At 72.5% G+C, this 12474-nt stretch carries 10 protein-coding genes; 4 read left to right on the top strand and 6 right to left on the bottom strand.

The genetic code is table 11. The features are described from left to right. Nucleotides 1–38 precede the first annotated feature (38 nt). On the bottom strand, nt 39–1808 hold the full coding sequence (locus ACZ5XZ_RS34825; RefSeq protein ID WP_468985653.1) for an acetyl/propionyl/methylcrotonyl-CoA carboxylase subunit alpha: 1770 nt from the start codon (nt 1806–1808) through the stop codon (nt 39–41). 437 nt (nt 1809–2245) lie between these two features. Between ACZ5XZ_RS34825 and ACZ5XZ_RS34820 the strand changes: the two genes are divergently transcribed. The 4 genes from ACZ5XZ_RS34820 (at nt 2246) to ACZ5XZ_RS34805 (ending at nt 8232) form a co-directional block, all read left to right on the top strand. After that, on the top strand, nt 2246–2710 hold the full coding sequence (locus ACZ5XZ_RS34820; RefSeq protein ID WP_468985651.1) for a hypothetical protein: 465 nt from the start codon (nt 2246–2248) through the stop codon (nt 2708–2710). 137 nt (nt 2711–2847) lie between these two features. Continuing rightward, the gene (locus ACZ5XZ_RS34815; protein WP_468985648.1) at nt 2848–3789 is read left to right on the top strand and encodes a protein kinase family protein; all 942 of its coding nucleotides are present in this window, start codon (nt 2848–2850) and stop codon (nt 3787–3789) included. A 7-nt stretch (nt 3790–3796) separates the two neighbouring features. Then, nucleotides 3797–6025 (top strand): protein kinase domain-containing protein, encoded by a 2229-nt coding sequence (locus ACZ5XZ_RS34810; RefSeq protein ID WP_468985646.1) that lies wholly within the window; start codon nt 3797–3799, stop codon nt 6023–6025. 98 nt (nt 6026–6123) lie between these two features. Next, nucleotides 6124–8232 carry a protein kinase domain-containing protein gene (locus tag ACZ5XZ_RS34805; RefSeq protein ID WP_468985643.1) on the top strand — a complete coding sequence of 703 codons (2109 nt, stop codon included), beginning with the start codon at nt 6124–6126 and terminating at the stop codon, nt 8230–8232. A 146-nt stretch (nt 8233–8378) separates the two neighbouring features. On the opposite strand, the gene ACZ5XZ_RS34800 is transcribed toward ACZ5XZ_RS34805, so the two are convergent. The 5 genes from ACZ5XZ_RS34800 to mmpB form a co-directional block, all read right to left on the bottom strand. Continuing rightward, a complete protein-coding gene (locus ACZ5XZ_RS34800; RefSeq protein WP_468985642.1) occupies nt 8379–8945 on the bottom strand; it encodes a DJ-1/PfpI family protein in 567 nt (188 codons plus the stop codon). Between the two features lie 71 nt (nt 8946–9016). Beyond that, entirely contained in the window at nt 9017–9847 is an 831-nt protein-coding gene (locus ACZ5XZ_RS34795) for an MOSC domain-containing protein (protein ID WP_468985639.1), read from the bottom strand. Nucleotides 9848–9867: 20 nt separating this feature from the next. Further along, complete coding sequence (locus ACZ5XZ_RS34790; RefSeq protein ID WP_384492200.1) at nt 9868–10503, bottom strand: nucleoside triphosphate pyrophosphatase; 636 nt, start codon at nt 10501–10503, stop codon at nt 9868–9870. A 35-nt stretch (nt 10504–10538) separates the two neighbouring features. Beyond that, a complete protein-coding gene (locus ACZ5XZ_RS34785; protein WP_468985636.1) occupies nt 10539–12023 on the bottom strand; it encodes a peptidoglycan D,D-transpeptidase FtsI family protein in 1485 nt (494 codons plus the stop codon). Between the two features lie 213 nt (nt 12024–12236). Next, nucleotides 12237–12365 (bottom strand): morphogenic membrane protein MmpB, encoded by a 129-nt coding sequence (mmpB, locus tag ACZ5XZ_RS34780; RefSeq protein ID WP_468985634.1) that lies wholly within the window; start codon nt 12363–12365, stop codon nt 12237–12239. Nucleotides 12366–12474 lie beyond the last annotated feature (109 nt).

Here is a 12474-nt window from a genome sequence, read left to right as displayed (position 1 = left end):
ACCGCCACGAGCCCCTCGAAGGTTTCGGAACTACCGGGTCAGTCCTTGATCTCGCAGATCACCGCGCCGGACGTGAGCGCCGCGCCGACCTCGGCGGTCAGGCCCTTGATGGTGCCGGAGCGGTGCGCGTTCAGCGGCTGCTCCATCTTCATCGCCTCCAGGACGACGACCAGCTCGCCCTCGGTGACCTGCTGGCCCTCCTCGACGGCGACCTTGACGATGGTGCCCTGCATCGGCGAGGCGAGCGCGTCGCCGGAGGCGGCGCTGCCGGCCTTCTTGGCCGCCTTGCGCTTGGGCTTGGCGCCACCGGCGACCGCGGCGCGGGCCAGCGGCATGCCGAGCGAGGACGGCAGCGAGACCTCCAGGCGCTTGCCGCCGACCTCGACGACGACCGTCTCACGGGTGTCGGCCTCGGCCTCCTCCGCACCGGGCGCGGCGAACGGCGCGATCTCGTTGACGAACTCGGTCTCGATCCAGCGGGTGTGGACGGTGAACGGGTCCGCGGAGCCGGTCAGTTCGGGGGCGAACGCCGGGTCCTTGACGACCGCGCGGTGGAAGGGGATGGCCGTGGCCATGCCCTCCACCTGGAACTCCGCCAGCGCACGGGCGGCGCGCTGCAGCGCCTGCTCGCGGGTGGCGCCCGTGACGATCAGCTTGGCCAGCAGGGAGTCCCAGGCCGGGCCGATGACCGAGCCGGACTCCACACCCGCGTCCAGGCGGACGCCGGGGCCGCTGGGGCCGTCGAAGCGGGTGACCGTGCCGGGCGCCGGGAGGAAGTTGCGGCCCGGGTCCTCACCGTTGATACGGAACTCGAAGGAGTGGCCGCGCACCGCCGGGTCGTCGTAGCCGAGCTCCTCGCCGTCGGCGATCCGGAACATCTCGCGGACCAGGTCCAGGCCGGTGACCTCTTCGGTGACCGGGTGCTCGACCTGCAGACGGGTGTTGACCTCCAGGAAGGAGATCGTGCCGTCCTGGCCGACGAGGAACTCGCAGGTGCCGGCGCCCTCGTAGCCGGCCTCCTTGAGGATGGCCTTGGACGCGCGGTACAGCTCGGCGTTCTGCTCGTCCGTCAGGAACGGCGCGGGGGCCTCCTCCACCAGCTTCTGGTGGCGGCGCTGCAGCGAGCAGTCGCGGGTGGAGACCACGACCACGTTGCCGTGCTTGTCGGCCAGGCACTGGGTCTCGACGTGCCGCGGGCGGTCCAGGTAGCGCTCGACGAAGCACTCGCCGCGGCCGAAGGCGGCGACCGCCTCACGGACGGCCGAGTCGTACAGCTCGGGGACCTCGTCGAGGGTGCGGGCGACCTTCAGGCCGCGGCCGCCGCCACCGAAGGCCGCCTTGATCGCGATCGGCAGGCCGTGCTCCTTGGCGAAGGCCACGACCTCCTCCGCGCCGGAGACCGGGTCGGAGGTGCCGGCGACCAGCGGCGCACCGGCGCGCTGGGCGATGTGCCGGGCCGCGACCTTGTCGCCGAGGTCGCGGATGGCATGCGGGGGAGGGCCGATCCAGGTCAGCCCCGCGTCCAGGACGGCCTGGGCGAACTCGGCGTTCTCGGAGAGGAAGCCGTAGCCGGGGTGGATGGCGTCCGCGCCCGAATCGGCGGCGGCGGCCAGGACCTTGGCGATGTCCAGGTAACTGGTGGCAGGAGTGTCACCGCCCAGGGCGTAAGCCTCGTCTGCCGCGCGTACGTGCACAGCGTCCCGGTCGGGGTCGGCGTAGACGGCTACGCTGCCGATCCCCGCGTCCCGGCATGCACGGGCAACGCGAACAGCGATTTCGCCACGGTTGGCGATGAGCACCTTGCGCACGATGGGGGTCCTTCCTTGGCGCTTCGCCGCAACAATAGGGATGCGGCGATTTTAGGGACTGGCGACACCGCGTGCCGACCCGTTCCCTGGGGTGAGCTTTCCCACACGGAGTGTGCCCGGAGCGCCAGTGAGGGACCTAAGCCCCCTGGTATCCCAGGGTAGGCCCGGATTCACGGGCTCCGGCTCGAGACGCGGTGTGGCCTAGGTCTCGCACTTCCGGCATCCAGTGGATCGTCAATTCTTTGTGGAGTCCCTACGAATGGGCGAAGAAAACTTTGCCGCCGGCTCCGTCCGTCGGCGTGCCGCCGGACCGTCGCCCGCAGATGTCCGCACCCACTCGCGCAGAACCCTTGCCCTTGCTGTTACCCATTAGTAGCGTGCCCGATGTCTTTGTACTCGCGGTAACGGATGTCTTCCGGAAGTGGGTGGGCGGGGTGATGGCACGACGACCGGTGGCGGCGGCCGCGGCGGTGGTACTGATCCTGGAGGCCTTCGGGATCGTGCTGCTCAACTGGATCCTGAGCATCGTCGTGGACCGGCAGCAGATGTCGCTGGCCGGTCTGGAGCCCCGCGCGATGTCCGCCGGCTCCTGGATAGGCGGCATCCTCTTCGGGCTCTATCTCCTGTTCTGCGCCGCCGTTCTGATCCGCACCGCGGCGGTCGACCGCGCCCCGGGCGGCTTCGCCCGGATCGCCCTGATCAGCGCCGCCGTGGTCCACGGCCTGCTGGGCGCCTTCGCCGTCGGCCTGGTCGGCTGGATCGCCTTCCTCGCGATGAGCGTCGTGCTGGGCCTGATCGTGCTGACGCTGGTGGCGTACGGGGAGGGCCGTAGCGGGCAGGAGAGCGACGGCGCCCCCGAGGGCGCGCCGAACGGTCCGGCGGCGGCGCCCGGCACGGTCTGAAAGCACCCGCACCCGCACCGGCACCCGCCCCCCCACCCGAACTCCCCGCTCCCCGACCCCGGTCGACTCCGCCGAAGGCCCCCCGACACGCCCGGGTTAGGCTCTGCGCGCTGTGTCGTCGACGGGGGATGGTGCGCATGCAGGCGTCAGTTGCCGGTGCCGGAGCGCGAACGGGCGCGCCGGTCGCGATCGGCCCGTACACGGTGCTGGGCCGGCTGGACGACGAGGCGTCCCCGGTACCCGTACCCGAGCAGCGGTTCATCGGGCGGAGCGCGGACGGCGACCGCACGGTGCTGATCGGGCTGCCGCTCGCGGGGGCCGACCCCGGCCGGTTCCTGGCCGAGGCGGAGGCCTCCCGCTATCTGCTCGGACCGTGGTCCGCCCCGGTCGCCGAGCTGGCCGCGCCCGGTGACGTTGCCTGGCACGCCCGCCCCTACCTCCCGGTGCTCCCGATGCCGTCCGCCCTCGCCGTGTACGGCGGCCCGCTGCCCGAACGCACCGTACGGGCCCTGGGCGCGGCCCTCGTGGAGACCGTGATCATCGGCCACGGGCAGGGACTGACGCACGCCGGCATCTCGCCGGCGGCCGTACTGCTGGCGGCGGACGGGCCCCGGCTCACCTGCTTCGGGGCGGTACGCGCCGCGGCCGCCGACGGCACCGCGCGCTCCGGGCTGCCGGGCCTGGAGTCCGGAAGCCTGCCGCCGGAGCAGGCCAGCGGCGGGCACCCGCAGCCGGCGGGTGACGTCTACGCCCTGGGCGCGACCCTCGCCTACGCCGCGACCGGCCACACCGTGCCGGAACGGGAGGAACTGCCGGCCGCCCTGCGGTCCGTCATCACGGCCTGCCTGTCCCGGGATCCGGCCGCCCGGCCGCGCCCGGCCGAGCTGCTGGACGCGCTCAGCCCGATCGCCGCGCACCCCGGCGCGGGCCCCGACACCGCCGGCAACCCCGCCGAGCGGGCCGCCGCCGCGCTCGGCCCCGGCTGGCTGCCCGGCCGGATCATCGCGGCCCTGGCCCGCCAGTCGGCCGGCCTGCTCGCCGCGACCCTTCCGCCTCCGCCCGCCGCACGCCAGGACTAATGCCGCCATGCCCTCCGCCCTGACCCACGACGACCCGCACGGCTTCGGCCCCTACCGCCTCATCGCCCGGCTGGGCAGTGGCGGTATGGGCACCGTCTACCTGGCGCGCTCGCCGGGCGGCCGGACCGTGGCGGTCAAGACCATGCACGCCCGGATCGCCACCGAGACCGCCTTCCGCACCCGGTTCCGGCTGGAGGCGGACGCCGCCCGGGTCATCGGCCCACGCCACGGCGCCCAGGTCGTCGAGGCCGATCCGCTCGCCGAAACCCCCTGGATCGCCACCGAGTACGTCCTCGGCCCGCCGCTGGACGAGGCGGTGGAGCTGGCCGGCCCGCTGCCCGAGGCATCCGTACGGGCCCTGGGGGCGGCGCTGTGTGCCGCGCTCGGCCAGCTGCACCACTCCGACGTCGTGCACCGCGACCTCAAACCGTCGAACATCATGGTCACCGCGCACGGCCCCAAGGTCATCGACTTCGGCATCGCCCGCGCGCTGGGCGACGACCGGCTGACGCACACGGGCGCCGCGGTCGGCACCCCCGCGTTCATGTCGCCGGAGCAGGCGACCGGCGGGGAACACACCCCCGCCGGGGACGTCTTCGCGCTCGCCGGGGTCCTGGTCTTCGCCGCCACCGGCCACGGCCCCTTCGGCGACGGCCGGCCCGCGGACCTGCTGTACCGGGTCACCTACGGCGAACCCGACCTCACCGGCACCCCCGCCGCCCTCGCCCCGATCCTGGCCCGCTGCCTGGCCAAGGACCCCGCCCGGCGCCCGACCACCGCCGAGCTGTCCGCCCAGCTGCACGACGGCGGCGGCGAGTTCGCCGACCTGCTGCCGGACACGGTGCTCGCCGAGATCGGGCGGCGGGCGAGCGAGGTCTGGCAGATCGTGCCGCAGCGGCTGGCCCCGCCGGCCGATGTGCCGGCGACCGTGCCGTCCGCCGACGTGCCCGCGGCGCGGGGTCTCTCCCGCCGGGGGCTGCTGATGGCCGGCGCGGGGTCGGTGCTCGGCGTGGCCGGGGCCGGGGCCGGGGTGTGGGCGTGGCTGGGGCAGGGTGACTCATCCGCGCCGGGGCCGGCGGCGCCGTACAAGAAGCCGACGCCCGGTCCGAGCGTCAGCGCGCAGAAGAAGAAAAAGCTGGACTCGGTGTGGCAGATCCAGAACGGCGGCACCTATGACGACGAGTCGCCCGATGCCCCCTTCGTCCCCGGAGGCGTGCCCGTCGTCGTGGGCAACACGCAGATCTACCGCATGGACCCGGCGTCCGGCGCGGTGAAGTGGACCGCCGACATCGACGGCACCTGGCAGGTCGCCTCGGACGGCGAGCGCCTCTACCAGAACGTCAGGGTCGCGCACTACGACGACGCCAACAGCGGGATCCCGCGCACCGTCGACCGGTTCCTCGCCCGCGTCGACCTCGCCACGGGCAAGGCCGGCAAGCACCTCGCCGAGATCACCGACGCGAACTTCGGCGGTATCGACAGCCAGTTGCTGGCGGTCGCCGGCGACACCGCCTACCTGGCCATCTCCCAGGGCAAGGTCAAGATGTACCAGCGGCAGATCCCCTGGGCCGTGACCGCCGTGGATCTCGGTTCGGCGCGCCGGCCGTGGACCGAGCCGCTGCCGTTCCGGTCGGCGAAGTCCGACCAGTGGCACTTCCTCGCCGCCAAGGTCGTCGGCGACCGCCTGTTGCTCCTGCAGGAGATGAACGACGGCAAGGTCCGGGTCGTCGCCCGGGACACCCGCACCGGCAAGGTCGTCTGGGACAAGCCCTGGGACGTCGAGCCGGCCGCCGCGCACCACCCGCTGACGGCCGACGGCAAGCACCTGTACCTGGGCGCCGGACGGCTGCGGGCGCTGCGGCTGAGCGACGGTGGGCAGGCGTGGGAATCGGCCGCGGGCAAGAGCTACGGGCCGCCGGTGCTGAAGGACGGCGTGGTCTACGCGGTGCAGAAGGGCCTCGGTCTCGTCGGGACCGACGCCGCCGGCGGGAAACCGCGCTGGACGGAGAAGGGCGGCGACGGCGCGCAGGCGTCGGCGACCTCCCGCCCCGTCATCGGCTCCCGGTACGCGTACACGTACAGCAAGAGCGAGGGGGCGCTGCGGGCGATCGATCTCGCCTCGCGCACCACCGCCCACCTCTACAAGGCCAACGGGGACCGCTTCACCGCCGTCGAGCAGAGCAAGATGATCATGGCGTCGGGCGAGCACTTCCTCGCCGGCTTCCCCCTTCAGTAAGGCCAGGGCCGGACCACCCGCCGGCCCCTCGGCCCCCTCGGACAGCCCACTTCACACACCGCCCTCGCCCCCCTCGACCTCCGCAGAAAGCCGCCACCATGAACCCCCTCGGCACCGGCGACCCGCTCCGCCTCGGCCCGTACCGCCTGCTCGGCGTGCTCGGCGAAGGCGGGATGGGCAAGGTCTACGTCGGGCAGGACGCCGAAGGCACCGTCGCCGCGGTCAAGGTGCTCCGGCCCGAACTCACCGGCGAGACCAACCTCGTCCAGCGCTTCGTTCGCGAGGCGCAGGCGGCACAGGCCGTGACCAGCAAGGGCGTCGCGCGGGTGCTCGGCGCGCAGACCGAGGGCGGCCGGCCGTGGATCGCCACCGAGTTCCTGGCCGGACCGACCCTCGACGAGGCCGTCGAGGCGTACGGCCCGTTCGACGACGCGGCCGTACGCGCCCTCGCCGCCTCGATCGCCCGCACGCTGGGGGACATCCACGCCACGGGCCTGATCCACCGCGACCTCAAGCCCCCGAACATCGTCCTGACCTCGACCGGACCGCGCGTCATCGACTTCGGTATCGCCCGCCCGGAGCACGGCCTGACCCTGACCACCACCGGGCAGGTCCCGGTGACGCCCGGCTACGGCGCCCCCGAACAGGTCCTGGGCCGCCGGGTCGCCTCCCCCGCCGACGTCTTCTCCCTCGGCGCGGTCCTGGTGTACGCGGCCACCGGCCACCGCGCGTTCGACGCCACCCACATCGCCGCCCTCCAGTACAAGGTCGTCCACGACGAGCCCGACCTCGACGGCGTCCCGGAGCAGCTGCGGCCGCTCATCGCCCCCTGCCTCGCCAAGGACCCGGCCGCCCGCCCCACGCCCGCCCAGATCGCCGCGGCCTTCGCCGCGCCCAAGGGCGCCGAACGAGCCTGGCGGCGTGGCCGGGTGGCTGCCGCGATCAAGGAGCGGGAGTCCCGGATCCACGAGCTGACCACGCTGATCGCGGGGGAGGCCGCCGGCTCCCCGAACCCGGTGACCCGGCGCCGGCTCCTGATGGGCCTGGCCGCGGGCGGAGTGGTCCTCGCAGCGGGCGGCGGCGCGGCCGTCGCGCTGTGGCCGCCCACCCGCACCCCGACGGCGAAGAAGAAGACCGACCTCTTCGCCTTCCCGCCGGCCGTGAAGACCCCGACGGCGCACGTGCTGAACGCGGACGACGGCGACTTCATCGTCGGCGGGTCGCCGAAGGAGCTCTGGGGCCCGATCGAGGTGCTCGACGCACAGACCCCGGCGCCGCTGCCCGTACGGGACGTCATCGTCTTCGGCGCAGCCGGCGGCGGGATCGCGGCCCACAACGTGGTGGACGGCAAACGCCGTTGGGCCGTCCGCGACATCAAGGCGACCGGCCGCTACCTCTCCCTCTCCGACCGCCTGATAGCCGCCGTCGACGCCGGCGGCACCCTTCGCACCTTCGTCGCCTCCACCGGCGAACCCCGCTGGACCGCCGCCGCCGACGCCGAGCAACTGCTGGCCGCCGACGACGAGGCGGTCTACCTCGTGACCAAGGACCACCGACTGCGCGCGGTGGGGCGCTCGGACGCGAGGGTCCGGTGGACGGTACGGCCTACCGGCGACTTCCGCGGCGCCCTCACCCCGCCCGGTGTCGCTGCCGAAGGCCGGCTGGTCGTCTCCACCGACAAGGGCGATGTGCTGGCTTTTGCCACCTCTGACGGGCACCGGGTCTGGAATGTGCGCAAGCAGTGGGACGGCGCGATCCGCCCGGCAGTTCACGGCTCGACGGTCTACCTCAACGGCAGCACGCTCAGGGCCCTGAGGTTGGCCGACGGCAAGGAGCTGTGGAAGGTCGAGGCGCGGGACGCGGCCTGGCACAGACACCAGGACTGGGGCCCTGCGACCCCTTACGACGACGATCTGCTCTACGCCACGCACGGCAACTGGGCCCGCAAGATCAAGCGCAGCGACGGCAGCAAGATCCTGGAGTGCCGCGGGACGGCCGACCTCACCCGCCCGGTGCTCGTCCAGGGAAACGGGGTGTGGTTCATCGACGAGGACATCTGGAACCAGGTCAACGCGGTGGATCAGCGCACCGGCTACCCCGCCTGGTCCTTCGCGCTGCCCAAAGCGGAGCGCCGCTGGCTGGCGGCCGATGGCAACCGGGTCTTCATCATGAACGGAACATCGCTGTACGCCCTGCCGGTGTTCTGATCCGGGGTATTTCGCGAGCCCTCAGTGGCGCTACGCGGGTATCTTGAATTGATCATCCGTAGATCCAACCCGCACACATCGGCTGCTCATTGCTGACGGCGATGAGCAGTCAGCGGGCCCGGGACGTCTGCCCCGGGCCCGGGGCCTCAGCCCTTCACCGCACCGTCCGCCCGCAGCACCTCCATGAACGCGCGCATCCAGTCCGGGTGGTCGGGCCAGGCGCGGGCGGAGACGACCTTGCCGTCGACCACCGCCGAGTCGTCGACGAACTCGCCGCCGCCCATCTCCACGTCCGGTGCGCACGCCGGGTAGGCGGCGGTGCGGCGGCCCTTGAGGACGCCGAGGGGGGCGAGGGTGGTGGCCGCGTGGCAGATGTGGGCGACCGGCTTGTCGGCGTCGAAGAAGTGGGTGACGAGGCGGCGGTAGTCGGCGTCGTTGCGGAGGTACTCGGGGGCCCGGCCGCCCGGGAGCACCAGCCCGGCGTACTCGGCCGGGTCGACCTCGGACAGGGCGAGGTCGGACGGCCAGGAGTGGCCCTGGCGTTCGATGTAGGTGTCGAAGTTGTCGACGAAGTCGTGCACGACGAACTGCAGCTTCTTGCGCGACGGGGCGGCGATGTGGACCTCGTAGCCTTCCTCCAGCAGCCGTTGGTAGGGGTAGAAGAACTCCAGGTCCTCGGTGGCGTCGCCGGCGATGAGCAGGATCTTGGGCATGCTGCGCACTCCTCGTGGGGCAGGGCGGACCGGTGTGATCGGGCTGATCCGGTCGATCAGGCCGTATCGGATCAATCGGTTCCCCACGCCGTGACGTTGAATGCATCGCCGACGGCGAGCTTTCCGGTGCGCAGTACGGAGAACTTCGCGCCGAAGGCGACGCCGCCCTCGGGGATGCGGCGGTAGGACGCCAGGGTGCGCAGCGGCTCGGGCCCGGCCTTGGTGCCGGTGCGCTGGTCGACGAGGGTGACGGCGCAGCGGACGGCGAGCTTGGCGTAGCCCAGTTCGCCGTCGCCGATGGTGATCCGGCGGGCCCGGTCCTCGGTCTGGGGTTCGTCCCATCCGCCGACGACGATGTTCGGCCGGAAGCGCTCCATCGGGACCGGGGCGCGTCCGGCGGCGGTGATACGGGCGTTGAGGTCGGCGAGGGAGGCCAGCGACAGGACGTGGACAGGGCTGCTGTCGGCGAAGCCGGAGGTGCCGGGGGTGTGGCCGTCGGTGATCCGGTCGTGCTCCGGCGGTACCCGGACGAGCCGGCTGGGCGTGCCGAGCACCTCGGAGAGCCAGCCGGCGGCCGCCTCGCCCTGGTCGACGGCGCGGTAGGGCGCGCCGAACATCTCGACGTCGGACCGGGCCGCGGACCCGGCGCCGTGGGCGATCTCGTACGTCAGGGGAGCGATTCCCGGTGCGGACAGGGTGAGTTCGGTGCCCTGGGGGCCGACCTCGGGGCGTATGACCGCAAGGGCGGGGGCGGTGCGCTGGCTGCGGAAGACGCCGTCCTCGCCGACGACCATGAAGCTGCGGTCGTGGGCGAGGCCGGCCCGGGTGAGCTCCGCCGAGGGCGCCGGAGTGCCGGCACAGCCCTTGACGGGGTAGCTGATCAGTTCGACGACGGTTGCCATGCGGGCAGCCTATGAGGGACTCAGGTCCACAGCTGGGTGATCGCCACGTCCAGGTCCGCGAGCAGCCGGCGCAGCAGCGGCAGGGAGAGGCCGATGACGTTGCCGGGGTCGCCGTCGATGCCGTCGATGAAGGGGGCGGAGCGGCCGTCGAGGGTGAAGGCGCCGGCGACGAAGAGCGGCTCGCCGCTGGCGACGTACGCGGCGATCTCGTCGTCCGTGGGCTCGCCGAAGCGGACCGTGGTGGAGGCGGTGGCCGACACCTCGCGGCCGGTCGCGGTGTCGATGACGCAGTGGCCGGTCTGCAGGACGCCGGAGCGGCCGCGCATGGACTTCCAGCGGGCGGTGGCGTCCTCGGCGTCGGCGGGCTTGCCGAGCGCCCGGCCGTCCAGCTCCAGGACCGAGTCGCAGCCGACGACCAGTGCGCCCGCGGCCTCCGGGCGGGCGGCGACGGCCGCGGCCTTCGCCTCGGCCAGGACGCGGGCCAGCTCGCCGGGCGTGGCCGCGGTCAGCGCGTCCTCGTCGACGCCGCTGACGATGACCTCGGGCGCCAGCCCGGCCTGGCGCAGCAGGGCCAGCCGGGCCGGGGACTGGGAGGCGAGGACGAGGCGGCGGGGGCGGGCGGGGGAGTGGGGCTGCTCTTCGGTCATGGGCGCCATCGTACGGAGCCGCCGCCGGCCCGGGTGCGGCCGGACTACTTGCCCAGGACCGCCTGCATGACCTGCTTGGCGATGGGGCCGCCCAGCTTGCCGCCGGCGATCTCGGAGCGGGGGATGTCCATGTCCTTGGGGTCGACGAAGACGGCGACCGCCACCGGGGAGGAGCCGTCGCTCTGCTTGGCGTAGGAGACGAACCAGGCGTAGGGGCGCTCGTCGTTGACGTTGGCGCCGTGCTGGGCGGTGCCGGTCTTGCCGCCGACCGTCACGCCGTCGATCTTGGCCTTGTCGGCGGTGCCCTTCTCGACGGTGTACTCCATCATCTCCTGCACCTTCTTCGCGGTGTCGGCGGAGACGGCCTGGGACTTCACCTTCGGCTCGATCTTCTCGATCGTCGACAGGTCGGAGCCACGCACCTCGTCGACGAGGTGCGGCATCATCAGCTTGCCGTCGTTGGCGAGCGCCGCGACCACCATCGCCATCTGCATCGGCGTGCTGGTCAGGCTGCCCTGGCCCATGCCGGTCAGCGCGGTCTGCGGCTTGTCGAGCTTGTCCGGGTAGAGGCTCTTGGTGGCCAGCAGGTCGCCGAAGTCCTTGTCGTAGACGTCGGAGTTGAAGCCGAACTTCTCTGCGGTCTCGCGCATCTTGTCCTTGCTGACCTTCAGCGCGGTGTCGAGGAAGACGTTGTTGCACGACCACTGCATGCCGGTCTTGAGGGAGGCCTTGTCGCAGGGCGCGCCCACGACGTCGTTGCCGATCTTCGTCGAGCTCAGCGGCAGCTGGTAGGGGGCGGGGGCGCCCGAGGGGGCGTCGATGTCGCTGACCACGCCGTGCTCCAGGGCGGCGGCCGCGGTGAGGATCTTGAAGGTGGAGCCGGGGGCGTAGGTCTCGCGCAGTGCCCGGTTGCTCAGCGGCTTGGTCTTGTCGTCGTCCAGCGCCTTGAACTTCCGGCTCTCGGCGTTGGAGATGCCGGCGAAGACCGAAGGGTCGTAGGAGGGGGTGGAGGCCAGCGCGAGGACCTTGCCGTTGCGCGGGTCGAGGGCGACCACCGCGCCCTTGGCGTTGAGGTCGGTCAGGCCCTTGTAGGCGGCCTTCTGCGCCTTGGGGTCGATGGTGGTGATCACATCGCCGCCGCGCGGCTTCTCACCGGTCAGGATGTCCTGGGCGCGCTTGAGCGCGAGCCGGTCGTCCTTGCCGCTGAGCACCTTGTTGTAGATGCCCTCCAGGAGGGTCGTGCCCTGGGCCTGCGAGGCGAAGCCGGTGATCGGGGCGTACATGGGGCCGTCCTTGTACGTCCGCTTGTACTTGAAGTCGCCGGAGGTCGCCACGGAGCCGGTGATCGGCTGTCCGCCGACGATGATGTTGCCGCGGGGGTAGGAGAACGCCTCGATCTTCACCCGGCGGTTGTGGGGGTCGTTGGCCAGCTCGTCGGCCTGGACGAACTGGACCCAGGTCGCGCGGGCCAGCAGGGCCAGTACCAGCACCCCGCAGAAGACGGCTATGTGCCTCAGCGGCCTGTTCATCGCTCTCCCACTCCCACTCCCCATCGGCTGCGCCGGTCCGGGCGGATCGGCGCCCCGACCGCGCTACGCCCGAATTGCGGCTCTTCGAGAGTGAAAGATGAGATTCCGGCGGCTGTGGTTGCAGACGGGAACTGTGAGGGTTGCCTCGCGCGGCACGGGAACAGCGGATGGGGGCGGCCTACGGGAGCGGCCGGCGGGAGTGGCGCGGCGCCGTCATCTCCCGGAGAGCAGGAACATCAGCACCACCACGGCCACGGCCAGCACGATGCCCATCCGGCGGAGCTTGGCCTGCACATCACGCAGCTCCTCGGGCGGCTCATCGGGCGGGTCGGACCACAGCATGTATCGATCCTGTGCCCGTCGCGCCCGCGGGGGGGGGGGGGGGGGGGGGGGGGGGGGGGGGGGGGGGGAGGGGAGGAGGAGTGACGCAAACAGCGATCCAGAAAGAGGC

This window comes from Streptomyces sp. NPDC033270, from assembly GCF_055576575.1.
The sequence above is the reverse complement of the archived record's forward strand: the minus strand, read 5'-3'. Positions and strand labels throughout refer to the sequence as shown.

What these genes read in the sequence shown, in the direction of transcription:
- ACZ5XZ_RS34785 (WP_468985636.1), bottom strand. Translation starts at nt 12,023, where the DNA reads ATGAACAGGCCGCTGAGGCACATAGCCGTCTTCTGCGGGGTGCTGGTA.
- ACZ5XZ_RS34790 (WP_384492200.1), bottom strand. Translation starts at nt 10,503, where the DNA reads ATGGCGCCCATGACCGAAGAGCAGCCCCACTCCCCCGCCCGCCCCCGC.
- mmpB (WP_468985634.1), bottom strand. Translation starts at nt 12,365, where the DNA reads ATGCTGTGGTCCGACCCGCCCGATGAGCCGCCCGAGGAGCTGCGTGAT.
- ACZ5XZ_RS34805 (WP_468985643.1), top strand. Translation starts at nt 6,124, where the DNA reads ATGAACCCCCTCGGCACCGGCGACCCGCTCCGCCTCGGCCCGTACCGC.
- ACZ5XZ_RS34820 (WP_468985651.1), top strand. Translation starts at nt 2,246, where the DNA reads ATGGCACGACGACCGGTGGCGGCGGCCGCGGCGGTGGTACTGATCCTG.
- ACZ5XZ_RS34815 (WP_468985648.1), top strand. Translation starts at nt 2,848, where the DNA reads ATGCAGGCGTCAGTTGCCGGTGCCGGAGCGCGAACGGGCGCGCCGGTC.
- ACZ5XZ_RS34810 (WP_468985646.1), top strand. Translation starts at nt 3,797, where the DNA reads ATGCCCTCCGCCCTGACCCACGACGACCCGCACGGCTTCGGCCCCTAC.
- ACZ5XZ_RS34800 (WP_468985642.1), bottom strand. Translation starts at nt 8,945, where the DNA reads ATGCCCAAGATCCTGCTCATCGCCGGCGACGCCACCGAGGACCTGGAG.
- ACZ5XZ_RS34795 (WP_468985639.1), bottom strand. Translation starts at nt 9,847, where the DNA reads ATGGCAACCGTCGTCGAACTGATCAGCTACCCCGTCAAGGGCTGTGCC.